Source organism: Pseudomaricurvus sp., assembly GCF_965662505.1.
Lineage (GTDB): Bacteria > Pseudomonadota > Gammaproteobacteria > Pseudomonadales > Cellvibrionaceae > Pseudomaricurvus.
In genome coordinates this window covers 1-15948 of the sequence record NZ_CBFIHX010000086.1, presented here as the reverse complement: position 1 = coordinate 15948, position 15948 = coordinate 1, and the positions used below count along the sequence as shown (strand labels likewise).

The following is a 15948-nucleotide window of genomic DNA, read 5'->3' as shown; positions in this document are numbered from 1 at the left end:
TTCCAGCCGTTACTGTACTCGTAATCCCCGCCTCGCTGATAGAGACTGGATAGTGTTAACTGACAGCGGCGCACCACAAAGTAGTCAGCGATCAAAATGCCAGCAATGGGTCCTAACAAGGAAGAATAACCGACCAGCCAAACAAACAAGTAAGAACCGGCTGATTCCATCAGCTTCCAGGGCATAATGGCAATCCCCAGTCCCGCTGTGATAAAGCCACCCATTCTGAATGAAATCCACTTGGGAGCCAGATTGGAAAAGCCGTTGGCTGGCGCTACGACATTGGCTGCCAAATTGGTCGTCATAGTGGCGATGATCAGCAGGAAAAGTCCGACCAATGCGGTAACTCCCCCCATGCGTCCGGCGATGTCGACAGGATCCCAGATTTGCTGTCCGTATATCACCAGAGTTGCGGAGGTAACCGACACACTGACAAACCCCAGCATCGCCATAGGCAAAGGCAAACCGGCAGCCTGGCCAATGATTTGATCTTTTTGGCTTTTAGCGAAGCGGGTAAAATCGGGAATATTTAATGACAGCGTTGCCCAAAAGCCTACCATCGCGGTCAGCCCCGGCCAGAACACACGCCAAAACTCGCCTTCTCTCTCGCCGCCTTCCACAAAGGCTGAAGGCTGGCTGAAAGTACCGCTCAGACCATCGGTGTTGGTGTATGCCCACCAGAACAGGGCCACGCCGATAAACAATAACAGTGGCGCAGCCAGAGTTTCTAGCCACTTGATCGACTCCATACCCTTGGCGATGAAAAAGACTTGCAAGCCCCAAAAAGCCAGAAAACAAAGGAGTTGAGCAACATCGATATCAACAAACGGTAAAGGTTGACCCACAAACGTGCCACCGAACACACCATTCAGGATTTGATAGATAGCAAAGCCACCTACCCAGGTCTGAATACCAAACCAGCCACAGGCCACCAAACTGCGCAACACGCCGGGTAAACGCGCACCGAGGGTGCCAAACGACGAACGCAATAACACCGGGAAGGGAATGCCGTATTTAGCCCCCGCATGACCGATTAAAATCATCGGCACCAATACCACCAGATTACCCAACAAGACGGTACCAATGGCTTGCAGCGGAGACATCCCTTCCTGCATCAAACCGGAAGCCAGCAAATACGCCGGAACTGAAATGACCATGCCCACCCAGAGAGAAAAGATATGCAACCAACCCCAAGTACGCTGGGATTGGTTGGCGGGTTCCAAATCATTGTTCCATAACGATGAATCCCGCTGGACATTCTGTGGGAGAGTTTCAAATTCGTTTGACTGACTCATAACGCGTACCTAGATGAATTAACAATTTAGCCCTTAGTTCAATCGACGACGGTTCTACCCGACGACTCCGGCCACTTCCAGCATTGCATGCATCAACACGTTACAGCCTGCTTCGCATTGCTCAGGTGTTGTAAACTCAATTTCGTTGTGACTGATACCATTCTCACAGGGTGTGAAAACCATCCCTGAGGGAACAATATCCGCCATATAGCAAGCATCGTGCCCAGCACCCGCAAAAATATCCATATGACTGTAACCAAGCTTCTTGGCTGCGATTTCGACATTATCCGACGCACTGAACTCAACCGGTGCGAAATACCAGAAATGATCTACCTCAACAGCCAGCTCACGCTCATCCGCTATGGATTGACAAAACTCATTCAAATCACGATCCATTTGTGCCAATACATCGGGATTAGGATTGCGCAAGTCCACGCTGAAGGTAACGCTGCCAGGGATGGTGTTTCTTGAATTCGGGTAGACCTGCAAAAAACCAGTGGTTCCTAAACCATTGGGTTTGTGACGGTGAGCGATTTTTTCGACTTCGGCGATGATATTAGCCGAAGCGGCCAGCGCATCAGCCCGCAGATGCATAGGCGTCGATCCCGCGTGAGATTCACGACCAGTGACCGTTACGTTGTACCAGCGAATCCCCTGACCCAGTCGAACCACCCCGATTTCTTTTTCTTCGTCTTCCAGAATCGGCCCCTGCTCGATGTGAGCTTCAAAAAAGGCCTGCATATGACGACTGCCCACTTCCTCGTCACCCAAATAGCCAATCTTTTCCAGCTCGTCTTTTAAGCGCTTACCATCGACATCGGTTTTTTCCCATTCTTTCTCAAGATCAAAACGACCGACATACACACCAGAACCTTGCATTGCTGGCTGAAAACGCGATCCCTCTTCATTGGTCCATACAGACACTTCAAGCGGGGCCTGCGTAACAACATTGTTCTCATGTAAGGTCCGCAAGACTTCTACACCCGACAGCACACCAAACACACCATCGAACTTTCCGCCGGTCGGCTGTGTGTCAAGATGACTGCCTGTACAGACAGCACCCAGGCTGGAGTCAGTACCTTCACGACGGGCAAAGATGTTGCCAAATTTATCGACACTGATCGTGCAGCCAACAGACTCACACCACTGGCAAAACAAATCCCTGGCTTGTTTATCCAATGGTGTTAATGCCAAACGATTGCAACCGCCTTTATCGGTTTTCCCAATCTTGGCCATTTCCATCAAGCTATCCCAAAGTCGATCTTTTTTGATTCGTAGTTCAGACATGTCTAACTCTCACTATCGCCAATCTGTATAGGTTTATTTCCTGTCCGCACGGTCAAGATATAAGCTGAAAAAAATAGCGTCAAGAATGTTTTTGTGATTATTGAAAAATAATTTCTTATGTTATTTTTTGCACCATAATGCACCCAAATATAAGAAATAATAACGATCCGCACCAAACCAACTCACAAATTTCCGACTGCAATTATTCTTTCAAAAGTAACATTTATAAAAAAACCCGCTGGATACAATATCGAGCGGGCCATAAGCGACTGCTTACTAAAATAGGGATGTGATTACTTAATTACAAATCACGTAATTAATAATCATACCGTTAAGAATCACAGTTAAAATCATAGTTAAAAGTCACGACGCACAGTTACTCCATAAGTGCGAGGCTTGGCGTAAGAGATCTGGCTGTTTCCATAAAAACCTGTCACATCAAAACCAATGACTTCATGGTCAGAGTCTGTCAGGTTGTCAACATAACCAATGACATTCCACTTACCGCTATCGTCCTGCCAGGTTAAGCGTGCATCGGCGGTAAAGTGGCTCTCAATCTCATGTGCCGTAAAGTTCCGGGCGTTATGGTAGCTTTTTGACTGATAAGAGCCGCTTAACTGAGCTGCCAGACTGCCACTGGATAGATCCCAGGAGTAACGTACCAAGCCAGAAGCCTGCCATTTGGGAGTATAGGGTGGAGTGGTGTCCTCAAAATAGCCAGAGGCCACTTCAAGGTCTTCAACTGTTGCGTCCGTGTAAGAGGCACCAAACATGACATCCAGCGAATCCGTTGGCATCAGAAAAAGTTCCATCTCTGCACCGACGAAGCTGGCTTTTTCATTGAAAACGACCCCGGAGTTGTTAACCCAAGAGAACGACTGGTAATCGCTATAGTCGTAGTAGAATATGCTGGTGTTCAATCGTGCAACGCCATCCATGAAGGTGAGTTTTGAACCCGCTTCATAGGCGGTTAACTCTTCTGGATCATATTTACTGAAACCACCGCTCAAGGGTGCGTTAAAGTTTCCTGCCTTGACGCCGCGATTAATACCGACGTAATACAAACTATCATCCGTAGGCATATACTCCAGCTGGAGTTTGGCTGACCACAGGTTCTGGTTGTTGTCTTCGTCATAGTTCTCAAGAGAGCCGGTACTTGGATCAATTTCAATTTCGCGATCATCAAGGTTATCATTCAGATAGAGGCGTCCTTTCATGAACTTGTCTTCCTGAATAAAACGGGCACCTGCCACCAATACCAGTGTGTCAGTCAGGCTGTAATCCATTTGCCCAAAGACAGAGTAAGAATCTGTTTCAACAACGGCCACGGTATTGTTTTCCTGACCACCCAGATAACCTGCCGTAGGTGAACCGGCCAAACCTTGGGAGTAATCGGTATCAATGCCCAAATAATACAACCCGGTAACCCACTTCATGGAATGGGTAGCGCCAGACAGGCGAAACTCCTGACTGAACTGGTCAATCTCGCCATCAGATTGGAAGATCAATTCCGGTGAAGCCGTCTGATCAGAGTCTAGCCCGACTGTACGACTGAAAGATTTGTAATCGGTCATGGAGAAGAACTCCAGTCCGTCAAAATCGTAGGTGAAGGTCGCGGCCAGCCCTTTCGATTTGATGAGGTTTTGATCATCGAAAGCAAAGTCTTTGTTAACCTTTACCCCAGAACCATCAGGATCGAAGTTACCATTAAAATCTCCACCCTGTACTGGGCGATATGGGTCACCATTAAAGTTCCCATCCACACAGCCACCGGCCTGGATGGTGTCACAACCCATTGGATCATCGGCCGCGTAGATCACATCAACGACATTGCCCGCAGCATCCTTAACTTCCGTGGTGTTCATGAACTGATAAGGGCCCTCACTTTTGACAGTTTTCGCCCAGTTGGCGCTTAACAGCAGATTACCCGCGTCACCAATATCAAACTCCAGCTGGCCTCGTATCGCCTGAGTATCATCATTGTAACCGTCTTCACCACCACCGACTGAACCCTCGCGAGTGTCAGGAGCCGCACCATTGACATACACGTTCTCTAGGATTTCACCCATCTGATTGCCCATCAACGATAGACGACCACGAACACTGTCGCTCAGTGGACCGGACAAAGCACCCTCAAAACGGTACTGATCAAAACTGGCATACGTGAATTCGGCATAACCCTCAAACTCATGGGTAGGGCGAGAGGTTACCGTATTTACCAGACCGCCTGTGGCATTACGACCAAACAAAGTCCCTTGTGGGCCTTTGAGAATTTCCACTCGCTCGATATCAAACAAACCAAACGTCTGTGCCTGAGTACTGGCAAGATAACCACCATCCACATACACGGCGACCGGTGCTTCCGCAAGGTCTGCATAGTCGTTCTGTACCACACCACGAATATTAAAAATCGCACGTTGACCACCGATATCACCGGCTTTCGATACCCCTGGCGTAAAGGCGATTAAGTCCGTACTGTCCTCCAGACCCAGTGCCTTCATCTGCTCACCACTAAACGCGGTAACCGCGATGCCGACATCGCTGGAATTCTGTTCACGCTTCTGGGCCGTAACCACAATTTCTTCCAGTACGGCAGAACTGGCATTGGTGGTACAAGCCAATATCGCAAGACTCAATATTGATTTTCTAAAAGTACAACTGCGCTGGTTTTTCATAGTGCTTCCCCAAAGATTGGATGATAAAAACGGGTCGCCGTTAATAATTGTTTTCTCTTTTGACCGGCGTTACTTTTCTCTGAGCGCTGTGTAGTTTTAATGCCTGACTATCGGCCGAATGTAACGGCCTTTTTACATACTGTCCTCGTCCCCCTTCGGCAAAGATCTGTCCATCTCGATAGACAACCTCGCCCCGACTGACGGTAACGGTATTCAAACCCTGCACGTCCATACCTTCAAAGATATTGAAGTCCACCTTTTGGTGATGGGTATTTTTAGAAATAGTGCGGGTAGTATTCGGATTCCAGATCACAAAGTCTGCGTCGCTGCCTTCTCGGATCACACCTTTGCGTGGATAAATGTTGAATATTTTGGCTGTGTTGGTGGACGTCACTGCCACGAACTCGTTCTCTGTCAGACGGCCACTGTTGACGCCATGGTGCCACATCACCTGCATGCGATCTTCAACACCACCGGTGCCATTCGGAATTTTGGTAAAGTCATCGATACCATTGCGTTTCTGAGGGTCACAAAAGCAGCAGTGATCGGTTGCAGTGGTTTGCAATGTTCCGGATTGCAAACCGTGCCACAAATGCTCTTGGTGACCTTTTGGACGGAACGGCGGACTCATCACGTGAGCCGCAGCAAACGACCAGTCTTCGTTACGGTAGACGGAGTCATCCAGCAACAAATGCCCCGGTAAGACTTCACCATAAACACGCTGACCATTAGCCCGGGCCCGGGCAATGGCATCCACTGCCTGTTGGCAAGAAGTGTGTACCAGATAAATCGGTACATTCATTAAATGAGCAATTTCGATAGCACGATTGGCCGCTTCTCCTTCCACCTCTGGTGGACGCGATAGAGGATGACCTTCAGGACCGGTGATACCCTGCTCTATCATTTCCTGCTGCAAGGTAAAGACTAATTCGCCGTTTTCCGCATGCACGGTACATATGGCACCCAGCTCGCGGGCTCGCTTAAAAGAGTTAACCAGCACTTCATCGTCCGCCATGATGGCGTTTTTGTAAGCCATAAAATGCTTAAAACTGTTAACGCCGTGCTCATTAGCCAAAACACCCATGGCTTCACGTACGCTTTCATCCCACCAGGTTACTGCCACGTGGAAACTGTAATCGGCAACACTTTTTTCCGCTTTCTGCTGCCACAGTTCATAGGCTTCTAAAAGATCTTGCTGCGGATTGGGAATCACGAAGTCAATGATGGTGGTTGTGCCTCCGGCAAGAGCAGCGCGCGTACCGGTGTAAAAATCGTCACTGGCCACTGTTCCCATAAAGGGCAGTTCCATGTGTGTATGGGGATCAATGCCGCCAGGCATCAACAACTGACCTTCAGCATCAATGACTTCGTCGCCAGGCGCGGCCGTCAAGGTTTCGCCAATCTGGACAATCTTGCCCTGATCGCTCAATACATCACCAAAAAATGACATATCCGCGTTAACAATTTTTCCGTTTTTTACCAGCAGTCCCATAATATCACCTTCTTTTTTATGAGCTTAATGTAAGAATATTTAAACTCTCAGTAAATCCACTTTGTTCGACGCGCAGTTTCATTGGGACGCAACTTCAGCGCACCATCGTGAATCACTGCTTTGAATTTTATGAATTCCTCTTCGTGACGGAGTTTCAGACTGGGGTGTTTCATGTGCATTCACCAGATACTTCAGGAATTCCTGTGCAATCCGGCCCGGTTTATTGGATTTGGAATACACCGCAGAGAACTGGCACTGATAGCGATACACTGAAGAGACTAAACGCTTAAATATTCCTGCTTCTACAAAATGATGTGCATAATGATCGGGGAGAAAGCCCAGGTATTCACCGGATTGAATCAGCAAGGCAACGCCTTCCTGATCATGAGCGGAGGCCGACGGTTTTAGCTCCAGTCGAGAAAAAACCTGTAAATTGGGAGAACTGACATCAATAGCAGCCAACTTAAGACTCTGTAATACTTCACGGATCAGCAGCGTGTCTTTATCAAATAGCGGGTGGCCCTTTGCACAGTAAAGGCTCATATCTTCAACAAATAAGGGAGCGTATTCCAATGACGATGTATGTCGATGTATGGGAACGATCCCCAAATGATACTCACCATCGATCACATTATTTTCGACGGAATTTAACTGCTGAGTATGCAGATCGATACGAATTTCAGGGTAAGCTTTGGAAAAGTCCCGAATGGCCTTGGGTAATCGACTGTTGGGGTTGCCCACAACCTTGTCACAGAACCCCACTCTCAAGACACCCTTAATATTCTCCTGAACGTCATTAGCTTTAGCTTTGAACTGGTTTAACGCTTCGAACAGCTCTATGGATGCCTCATAAATTTCACGACCTTCCTGTGTTAACGCAAACCCCGAATTGCCTCGATGACATAAGGTAACACCCAGTCGCACTTCAAGATCTTTAAGATGACGACTGATCGTAGAGCGACCAATGTTCAGATCTAACTCTGCGGCTGATAACCCGCCTCGTGCCACCACCTTGTGAAAGATACTCAGTAATTTGATCTCTGAGTCGCTAACATTTCTCAGTGCTTTAGCCATATCTCCACCTCCCCTATTGAATAGACAATAGAAATCGGCAACCGAAACTCGGTTGCCGGCTCTGGACTAGCCGTTAAAAGCTGGAATGACTTTTTCGCCGTACTCAGCAATGATTTGTTCTTCATTTCCATTGTCGAGATAGATGTTGTATTGCGTTACACCAGCTTTCTCCAACGACTGAATTTTTTCGATGTGATCATCAGCCGATCCGAGGACACAGAAACTGTCGATAATGTCTTCGGTAATAAAGTCCAGATAAGGGTTATCACTTTGACCATGCTTGGAGTAATCGTAACCACGGCGATTTTCAATATAGGACGTCAGGCTGGAAGGAATATCTGGATTATCTGCTCCGTATTTTTCCACGATGTCAGCAACGTGATTTCCCACCATTGCCGGGAACCACTTGGTCGCCTCACGACATTCATCCATGCTGCCAAAATAGGCGGGGGCCGCGGCCTGAACCTTAAAGTTTGACATGTCCCGTCCAGCCGCCTTACCAGCCACCATACATTGCTCGGTAAACCAGCGAATCAACTCAGGTTCGCCAATTTGTAAGATCACTCCATCACCTACCTCCCCAGCGGCGGCCAGCGCCTTGGGACCATAAGCACCGATCCAGACAGGCAATTCATAACCTTTCGCCCAAGGAAATTTAACCGGTTCAGGACATTCACCGTAGCTCACTTCCTCACCGCGAATCATCGCCTTCACTTTCTGAGTGAATTCAGTCATCTGTGCGATTGTTGCTGGTTTTTTGCCCATCACGCGTACAGAGCTGTCCCCTCGGCCCAAGCCCACGTCGATACGGCCATTACTCTGCAATGCCAAACTGCCCCACAAGCTCGCTGCCAAAGACCAGTCGCGAGCTTTTGGATTGGTCACACAAGGGCCAAAACGCATATTTTTGGTGTGCTCCATGCACATGGCAATCGCGGGATAACATTCTCTCCAGAGAATGTGAGAGTCATAAAACCAGCAGTAACTAAACCCTGCATGTTCGGCTTGTTTCACCAGATAACGGGCACGGTCAGGTTCCACAAAACCTTTAAAGGTAATTCCAAATTCCATGATGTCACTCCTATCAATAATCAATATCTTCTATGGGTTTGTTACAGGTTTAAGCTGCATCAGGTGGGGAGATTTTGATTCCCACGTGACGATGCGGATAAGCTTTGGAAATATTCAGACGAATCAGAATCGGCGTGATAGCTTCAATGCAACGTGCATTTTCTACCGGCCCGGCATTGAGACCGTTCATGCCCAACGTTTCAATCAACTCAATGACTTTTTGCTTGGCTTCCATGGAATTACCGCAAACCAGAATGTCGCAATTGATGTTCACTTCGAGATGATTCAACTGGTGAGCCGACACATTGTGGAACGCACCGACCACGGCAATCTCATTACCGAGAATTGCCTGCCCTTCTTCGGTCGCCGAACCTTCCGGTGGCATAGTCACCGATTTAGGATTGCCTTCCGTTAAAGGCACCACAATGTCCACCACTATTTTGTTTGTGAGCAGTGGAGCCAGAGATTCCAACGTGGCTCGATGCCCACTATAAGGCACTGCAATCACCACCATTTCGTCACTGAGGTTCACTGCTCCCTCATTGTCCGTACCACTGATTTGGCCTCTAGCGTCTGGAACCCTCGCTTTTAACTCCTCAGCGATAACATTCGCCCGCTCACCATCACGAGACCCCAAAACCACATCGGAACCCGCCAGTGCCAGACGCAAAGCCAACCCCTGCCCCTGCGGTCCTGTACCACCAATAATTGCTATCGTCATAAAAACAAATCCTCAGTTGTTGCTCGAATTAGGTCGCTGGCACTGGAGTCAGCTTCACGCCAGTCAACACCTTGAAATACGATCACCGGCGTTTTTGCATCTTTCCCCATTAACAAACCAGAGGCTGCCGCCACTTCGTCGGCAAGAGCCGGCTTGGTTACTGTTAATGGACGCCCCCAGGCATCGATCTCACCACTTTGATCAACGACGGCAGGCAGCCCAGCCAAGCCGATAGCGACATTGACAAGGCCGTTGCGCCAGGGGCGACCAAAAGTATCGGTAATCACTACACCTGGAGAAAAACCGGTTATCTCATGAATAGAGGCTCGCAATTGACGAGCACTTTGATCGGAGTCTTCCGGCAGCAAAATGACTGACTCTTCCGCCCCTACGTTGGATTCATCAATACCTGAATTGGCACAAATAAATCCCTGTCGATGGCGGGTTATGATCAGCCCTTCTGCACCTTCTTGAGTGGGTTCACGCAAGCGGACAACGCTGTCACTTTCGCGCAGTATCAACTCCACTTTGCGGGGGTCTTTATTGAGTTTTTTCGCCAGACTCCGTGCCTCTTCACCAGGAATAACACTGGCCAGAGAAATCGTACGCCCCTCAGATTTTGAGATAATTTTCTGAGCAGCGACCAGGACGGTATGATCACTCAACTCGACATCTTCTTTTCTCAAGCTGGTCGCTATAACTCTGGCCAGATCATCACCCGCAGTGATATCTGGAATAGACCTCAAGGCCTGTAACGTCAGTTTCATATACAGACCTCTTGCAACATGGGGCGCAGTTGTGGTTTGTACTGCTCAAGATCTTCAGGACGATCCACATCCAGGGCCAAGCTTGAAAGCGACAAGGGATAACAGGGAATATTCTGTTCTTCAGCGGCAGCAACAATGCGTTTTGAAGATTGGCGACCAAATACCAGTGGTGTCACCGATGGCGGGCTCGCCAATGTCGCATTGGTTCCTCCATCCGAAGCCACCGCTAACGCCAGCAGTGACTCGCCGCCTTCCGCACACGCAAGTAGCGTATCCATATCCTCTTTTTTGGGTTTGGCAATATCCGGAAAGAACACAACCTGGGTATCAAAACCCTGCTGCTCACTCCAGGCCGTACCTTTTGAGACGGCCAAATTTAAACCTTCGCAACGTTCTTCCAATATGAAATCTGCCTTAAGGTCGCGAGCCATTTTGGCCGCACGAATGTCCGGCGTGACCACCAGCACATTGTGTTGTGGATAGCAGTAACGCAGCCAACGCAGATTCTGAAAGTACAGTTGGCTGGCCAGCTGCTCCCGCCCAGTGCCTGAAAGCACAGTGGTTAAACGACTTTTTGCCTGGGCAAAATGCTTAATGGGCACAATAAAGTTAAGACGCCTCACGATACGGCCTCCAGTGCAGGGGCCAGATCCAGTGAGGACAGAACTTGAGCGGCAAAGGCTATACGACTGGGCTTGTCGTCCATCAAGGTAACGAGAACCACCACCTCGAGGCCCAGCTTCCGTAATGCATGAGCATGTTCAGCGTCTTTTTGATCAATCACCAGCGTGTCAATTAAGCCTCGGTAAAATTCTGCTATACCAAAGACATTCGCCTCAAAGCCGCAAGCTCGCATCACTTCACACGTGGGTCCTTTGACAGCTTTGCCACCTACCAGAGGTGAAATTGCAATGCGTTTGGCGGTAGTAGAGTGCAAAGTCTGACGAACCCTGTTGACCTCCAGCGTGGGAGCAATACTTAACAAGGGGTTACTGGGCGCAAAAAAAACGCAGTCAGCCTCACGAATAGCGGCTTCTGCGGCAACTGTGATCTGGGCGTTTTCGGCACCACGGTAACGCACCTGCGTCACTTGAGGCGCACACCGATGTTTCACAAAATACTCTTCCAGAGACAACTCGCCCTGCTCGGTATGGACACGAGTTTGTAACGTGCTATCCGTAGGTAACATTAACTGACATTCCAGCCCCAGACTGCGGGCAAGATGAGCTGCCACATCACTTGGGGACTCACCCCGGTGAAGCCTCAAGGTGCGTACAATATGAGTGGCCAAATCCTTATCGCCTAGATTCATCCACACCTCTTGCCCCAACAAAGCCAGTTGCTCCTGAGTCGCAAAAGTGTCACCTGCCATTCCCCAACCCGTGTCTCGATTGACATGTTCCGACAAGGTATACACCAGGGTATCCACATCCGGAGACACCCAGAGACCGTGAAATTGATCATCATCGCCAATGTTTGGAATTACGCAGAGAGATTGTGGGTTAACCGAGTGGTACAAGCCCTCGACAAACTTGGCGCCACCAACCCCTCCCGTGATGACAGTAATGGCCGGTGAAGTCATTACACCACCTCCAACACTGGAATCTGTTCATTTTGCCACTGGCTTCGTGGCTTCAGGGTTGTGACAGAGGCCGGGGCACTGACTTCAGCGGGTCGATACAGTGTTGAGCGCTGCCACGGTTCGAATCCCGCTGAGGTGATCATGCGCTCCATTTCCGGAGCCGTAACTTCCTGCCCATAGAGAGCACCGGCCGCACGAGAAATGCTTTCATTCATCAACGTGCCGCCCATATCATTGACACCAAAACTTTGTGCCTGTGTCGCCAACTGAGGGCCAAGCTTGACCCAGGATGCCTGAATGTTATCGATATAACCGTGCAACATTATTCGAGCCACCGCATGGATCGCGATGTGCTCCCGATGAGTAGGGCCAGGACGAGTTCGGCTGTCTTCCAGATACAACGGTGACTCATAGTGCACAAAGCCCAATGGTACAAACTCGCTGAAACCACCGGTTTCTTTTTGAATATCGCGCAACAGATTCAAATGGGCAGCCCAATGACTGGGGCCATCTACATGGCCGTACATCATGGTGGAGGTTGACGGCAATCCGACACGATGAGCCGCCTTGATAATTTCAACCCAGGATTCTGTCGACAGCTTATTTTTGGTCAGTATTTTACGTACTTCGACATCCAGAATTTCTGCGGCAGTTCCAGGGATTGATCCCAAGCCACACTCTTTCAGATCCGTCAGAAAATCCTCATAAGTCATGCGGCTCTTTCGGGCACCGTAATAAATTTCAAACGGCGAGAATGCGTGCAAGTGAATGCTGGGTGACGCTTGCTTGACAGTCTTTACAATGTCCCGGTAATAACTACCCGGAAGGTCCGGGTGTAAACCACCTTGAATACAAACCTCGGTTGCACCGCGCTCGGTCGCCTCTACCACTCTGCGCCCTAGCTCTTCCATCGACAAAAGCTCAGCGTCTTGTGAATCCTTATGCTGACCAAAGCCACAAAAACGACAGCCCATATGGCAAACATTGGTAAAGTTAATATTGCGCGTCACAACATAGCTGCTGCGCTTGCCATGTACCTTCAGACGCAATTCGTTAGCGACCGCCATCACGGCTTCAAGATCTTTACCATCTGCCGATAACAGTATTTCGCCTTGGGTCTCACTGACTTCGACGCCCTTAAGCGTTGCTTCCAGTATCTGTCTTACCTGAGAACTCACACCATCGAAATTCATTGCTGCACCTTTACCCCTACTTACTCAATGTAATATGTCTTAAAAACTCGATACCCGCGCCAAACCTGATTCATCCGAACGCGCAATAAGCCGCTGTCCCAAAGCGGGAGAGACATAACCTGCTCGCCTTAAATAGCTGGGATACACGGTCAGACGTTCACGCAACTGGTATCCGTGTTCGGCTGTACTTTGACTTAATTTTTGAAGGTCTGGCCATGCACATTCAGGATTAATGAAATCCTGAGTGACAGGGGAAATGCCACCCCAATCATTAATACCGGATTGAATGTATACCGCGTGTCGCTCGTGTAAATTCGGCGGAGCCTGGATACTGATTGAGGGATCAAGAATTAGACGCGCCACGGCAAGGGTTTTCACCATCTCATGCAAATCCGGTTCGGAGTGATTCGCCATCAGTGTGCCGGGTTTGGCGCGGAAGTTCTGAATAATGACTTCCTGGATATGACCATACTGTAAATGTATGCGATTAATGGCCTGCAATGCCTGAATTCGATCAGCCCAAGTTTCTCCTATCCCGATCAGCAAGCCTGTCGTAAACGGGACCTGATGCTTTCCAGTCAGCTCCAGTGTTTGCATTCTTAATTTAGGTGTTTTGTCAGGGCATCGATGGTGCGCGGAACCTTTCTTCATCAAATCAAGGCTCAAACTTTCCAACATCATACCCATGCTGGCAGCTACTGGTTTTAATAAACGAATTTCTGATTCATTCAAGGTTCCACAATTGACGTGTGGAATCAGTCGAGTCTCTTTTAACGTAAATTCACAGGCATCTCGCAGATAATCCACCATACGGCTATAACCTAATTTACCTAGCATCGAAGCTGCTTTACCGTAACGCTGCTCTGGCTTTTCGCCGAGACTAAAGAGAGCTTCTTTGCAATCAAGCTGTTCGCCACGGCGTAACGTATCGCTCACATCATTCAAGCTCATGATATTAGCTCTTGGTGAATCCGGGTGTTCGACAAAAGTACAGTAGCCGCATTCGTCACGGCACATATTGGTCAACGGAAGAAATACTTTTCGAGAATAAGTGATGTTTTTACCCCAATGCGTATCTCGTACTTTTCCAGCTTCGTCACATAATTGCTGAATAACTTCGTCGTTTATTTTCTCTAACGTTAACCATTCTTTTTTAGACATCACGCACTTCACTCACGTTTAGATCTATGAAAAACACTTTATCGCACCAAAATGAAACATGATTTTCTGTTGTTTTTTGTGCGTGCCCCAAAATGAATCCTGTCTAGTTGGTCAGGAAATTAAAGGCTATTTGATATTGTTTTCCAGTTCAATAAAAAAATTGAAAATGTTGACTGATCGGTTAACTTTATAGATGCGGGGAGTGGTGCTATCGCACCTGAATGTGCGACAATAGCAATCATCAAAACGGTCGTTCAGAGAGATGTAATGTCTACTAACAAGACGCCAGGTTCAGCGAGAAAGTCGAGTATTCGGGAAGCCAATACCCGGCAGATCATTTCTGCCGCTGAAACACTGTTTGCCGAAAAGGGCTTCAGCGGAACCTCCACTCAGGAAATTGCCGATAAGGCAGGTCTGCCCAAAGCCAATGTGCACTACTACTTCAAAACCAAACAAGATCTTTATACGGTCGTGCTACAGGATATTTTGGATGCCTGGATGCACGATGCAGATATCTTTGATGTCTCATCGGACCCAGAAGAAGTTATCCGTGTGTACATTCGAGCCAAAATGCACCACTCGTTCACTCGACCCAAGGGATCTAAAGTGTGGGCACTGGAGATCATTCAAGGTTGTCCGGTCATGGGAAAAGAAATTCAGAAGGCGCTGATAACCTGGGATCAAACTGTGATGAAGAAAATTCAAAGCTGGATTGATCAGAAGCTGATTCACGCAATCAATCCGCAGAATCTGCTGAATATGATCTGGTCATCGACGCAATACTACGCCGATTATGAATACCAAATAAGAGCACTGAACGGTAATAAGCGTATGTCCTCCCAACAAAAAGAAGAGGCCATAGAAGATGTAACTCGTATGATCTTAAATGGGGTGATCAAATAAACTGACGATACGCCTAATCTGGGGGCCTGCTAAGAAGGATTTGGCATATTGCAGCGGGAACCTTACAGCTGCTAGTCTCGGTTTCGACTTAAAACATGAATAACCCCTGCAATAATGAGAGCGATCATGGCAACAATGTCCGCCATCACAACCTTGCGGATGGCCTCGTTGAACCCACTGACGGACCACGCAATTACGATAAAGGTTAGAACACTGATAAAGCCCGCTATGATTGCCAGTGTCTGTAGTGACTTCTGAAACGCGGCATACATCATAAAAACGCCAAGAAGTCCAAACAGTACCGCGCGATGACGCATCAATATTTCAAGATTGGGCTCGGCCAGAGACACACCGTACAGGGAATGTAGACGTTCCACTCCCAGAACTCCGGAGACAGGTAATAAGTGAATAATGCCCACAAGCACTAGCAGGACAGTTACTGCTCTCTCCATGTTGCGTGTTCTCCCTGAGGTTAAAGCCCAGATAAAAGCGCGAGACTTCGCATGTCTTGTGTTACACAAACGTAACGGTGTTTGATAAGTTCGCTATCCATTGATGACATTAAATACCGCACTCGCTCTTGCTATACGTTTTGAATCCACAAAAAAATAGCTATTGGCGAAAGCCATATTTCGACCGACCTTCTGCACATCGACTTCAATCTCGACCCAATCGCCCAATTTTGCAGAACCCGCATAGTCTATATTCAGGCTTGCAGTCACCATTG

15 protein-coding genes are annotated in these 15948 nt (G+C 48.3%); 1 reads left to right on the top strand and 14 read right to left on the bottom strand.

Annotation, left to right across the window (positions count from 1 at the left end; genetic code table 11):
- From ACTG33_RS12095 to cofG, 12 genes are all read right to left on the bottom strand, one after another.
- Positions 1-1295 (bottom strand): NCS1 family nucleobase:cation symporter-1 (locus tag ACTG33_RS12095; RefSeq protein ID WP_439135477.1); only part of this gene is annotated, 1295 nt, incomplete at its 3' end.
- A gap of 54 nt (positions 1296-1349) precedes the next feature.
- Entirely contained in the window at positions 1350-2582 is a 1233-nt protein-coding gene (locus ACTG33_RS12090; RefSeq protein ID WP_439135476.1) for a Zn-dependent hydrolase, read from the bottom strand.
- Positions 2583-2938: 356 nt separating this feature from the next.
- Positions 2939-5257 carry a TonB-dependent receptor gene (locus ACTG33_RS12085; protein WP_439135475.1) on the bottom strand — a complete coding sequence of 773 codons (2319 nt, stop codon included), beginning with the start codon at positions 5255-5257 and terminating at the stop codon, positions 2939-2941.
- A 40-nt stretch (positions 5258-5297) separates the two neighbouring features.
- Positions 5298-6749, bottom strand: coding sequence for a dihydropyrimidinase (hydA, locus tag ACTG33_RS12080; protein WP_439135474.1), 1452 nt, complete (start codon positions 6747-6749; stop codon positions 5298-5300).
- 78 nt (positions 6750-6827) lie between these two features.
- Positions 6828-7823 carry a LysR family transcriptional regulator gene (locus tag ACTG33_RS12075; RefSeq protein WP_439135473.1) on the bottom strand — a complete coding sequence of 332 codons (996 nt, stop codon included), beginning with the start codon at positions 7821-7823 and terminating at the stop codon, positions 6828-6830.
- A 66-nt stretch (positions 7824-7889) separates the two neighbouring features.
- The gene (locus tag ACTG33_RS12070; protein WP_439135472.1) at positions 7890-8894 is read right to left on the bottom strand and encodes a TIGR03842 family LLM class F420-dependent oxidoreductase; all 1005 of its coding nucleotides are present in this window, start codon (positions 8892-8894) and stop codon (positions 7890-7892) included.
- Between the two features lie 49 nt (positions 8895-8943).
- Complete coding sequence (gene npdG / locus ACTG33_RS12065) at positions 8944-9615, bottom strand: NADPH-dependent F420 reductase (protein WP_439135471.1); 672 nt, start codon at positions 9613-9615, stop codon at positions 8944-8946.
- The gene (gene cofE, locus ACTG33_RS12060; protein ID WP_439135470.1) at positions 9612-10382 is read right to left on the bottom strand and encodes a coenzyme F420-0:L-glutamate ligase; all 771 of its coding nucleotides are present in this window, start codon (positions 10380-10382) and stop codon (positions 9612-9614) included. Before cofE ends, npdG begins: the two co-directional genes overlap by 4 nt.
- Entirely contained in the window at positions 10379-11005 is a 627-nt protein-coding gene (gene cofC / locus ACTG33_RS12055; protein ID WP_439135469.1) for a 2-phospho-L-lactate guanylyltransferase, read from the bottom strand. The genes cofE and cofC overlap by 4 nt, the downstream gene beginning before the upstream one ends.
- Positions 11002-11964: a 2-phospho-L-lactate transferase gene (cofD, locus tag ACTG33_RS12050; protein ID WP_439135468.1), complete on the bottom strand. Its 963-nt coding sequence runs from the start codon at positions 11962-11964 to the stop codon at positions 11002-11004. The genes cofC and cofD overlap by 4 nt, the downstream gene beginning before the upstream one ends.
- The gene (cofH, locus tag ACTG33_RS12045; RefSeq protein ID WP_439135467.1) at positions 11964-13157 is read right to left on the bottom strand and encodes a 5-amino-6-(D-ribitylamino)uracil--L-tyrosine 4-hydroxyphenyl transferase CofH; all 1194 of its coding nucleotides are present in this window, start codon (positions 13155-13157) and stop codon (positions 11964-11966) included. The genes cofD and cofH overlap by 1 nt, the downstream gene beginning before the upstream one ends.
- A 39-nt stretch (positions 13158-13196) precedes the next feature.
- Positions 13197-14318 (bottom strand): 7,8-didemethyl-8-hydroxy-5-deazariboflavin synthase CofG, encoded by a 1122-nt coding sequence (gene cofG / locus ACTG33_RS12040; RefSeq protein WP_439135466.1) that lies wholly within the window; start codon positions 14316-14318, stop codon positions 13197-13199.
- A gap of 267 nt (positions 14319-14585) precedes the next feature.
- On the opposite strand from cofG, the gene ACTG33_RS12035 reads away from it, so the two are divergent.
- A complete protein-coding gene (locus ACTG33_RS12035; protein WP_439135465.1) occupies positions 14586-15221 on the top strand; it encodes a TetR/AcrR family transcriptional regulator in 636 nt (211 codons plus the stop codon).
- A gap of 71 nt (positions 15222-15292) precedes the next feature.
- Here ACTG33_RS12035 and ACTG33_RS12030 read toward each other — a convergent pair whose 3' ends face one another.
- Together ACTG33_RS12030 and ACTG33_RS12025 are read right to left on the bottom strand one after the other, a co-directional pair.
- A complete protein-coding gene (locus ACTG33_RS12030; RefSeq protein WP_439135464.1) occupies positions 15293-15673 on the bottom strand; it encodes a hypothetical protein in 381 nt (126 codons plus the stop codon).
- 93 nt (positions 15674-15766) lie between these two features.
- On the bottom strand, positions 15767-15948 hold a 182-nt coding region (locus ACTG33_RS12025; protein WP_439135463.1), incomplete at its 5' end, for a PaaI family thioesterase.

Coding starts and splice junctions, on each gene's coding strand:
- ACTG33_RS12090 (WP_439135476.1), bottom strand. CDS start 2,582: ATGTCTGAACTACGAATCAAAAAAGATCGACTTTGGGATAGCTTGATG.
- ACTG33_RS12085 (WP_439135475.1), bottom strand. CDS start 5,257: ATGAAAAACCAGCGCAGTTGTACTTTTAGAAAATCAATATTGAGTCTT.
- hydA (WP_439135474.1), bottom strand. CDS start 6,749: ATGGGACTGCTGGTAAAAAACGGAAAAATTGTTAACGCGGATATGTCA.
- ACTG33_RS12075 (WP_439135473.1), bottom strand. CDS start 7,823: ATGGCTAAAGCACTGAGAAATGTTAGCGACTCAGAGATCAAATTACTG.
- ACTG33_RS12070 (WP_439135472.1), bottom strand. CDS start 8,894: ATGGAATTTGGAATTACCTTTAAAGGTTTTGTGGAACCTGACCGTGCC.
- npdG (WP_439135471.1), bottom strand. CDS start 9,615: ATGACGATAGCAATTATTGGTGGTACAGGACCGCAGGGGCAGGGGTTG.
- cofE (WP_439135470.1), bottom strand. CDS start 10,382: ATGAAACTGACGTTACAGGCCTTGAGGTCTATTCCAGATATCACTGCG.
- cofD (WP_439135468.1), bottom strand. CDS start 11,964: ATGACTTCACCGGCCATTACTGTCATCACGGGAGGGGTTGGTGGCGCC.
- cofH (WP_439135467.1), bottom strand. CDS start 13,157: ATGAATTTCGATGGTGTGAGTTCTCAGGTAAGACAGATACTGGAAGCA.
- cofG (WP_439135466.1), bottom strand. CDS start 14,318: ATGTCTAAAAAAGAATGGTTAACGTTAGAGAAAATAAACGACGAAGTT.
- ACTG33_RS12035 (WP_439135465.1), top strand. CDS start 14,586: ATGTCTACTAACAAGACGCCAGGTTCAGCGAGAAAGTCGAGTATTCGG.
- ACTG33_RS12030 (WP_439135464.1), bottom strand. CDS start 15,673: ATGGAGAGAGCAGTAACTGTCCTGCTAGTGCTTGTGGGCATTATTCAC.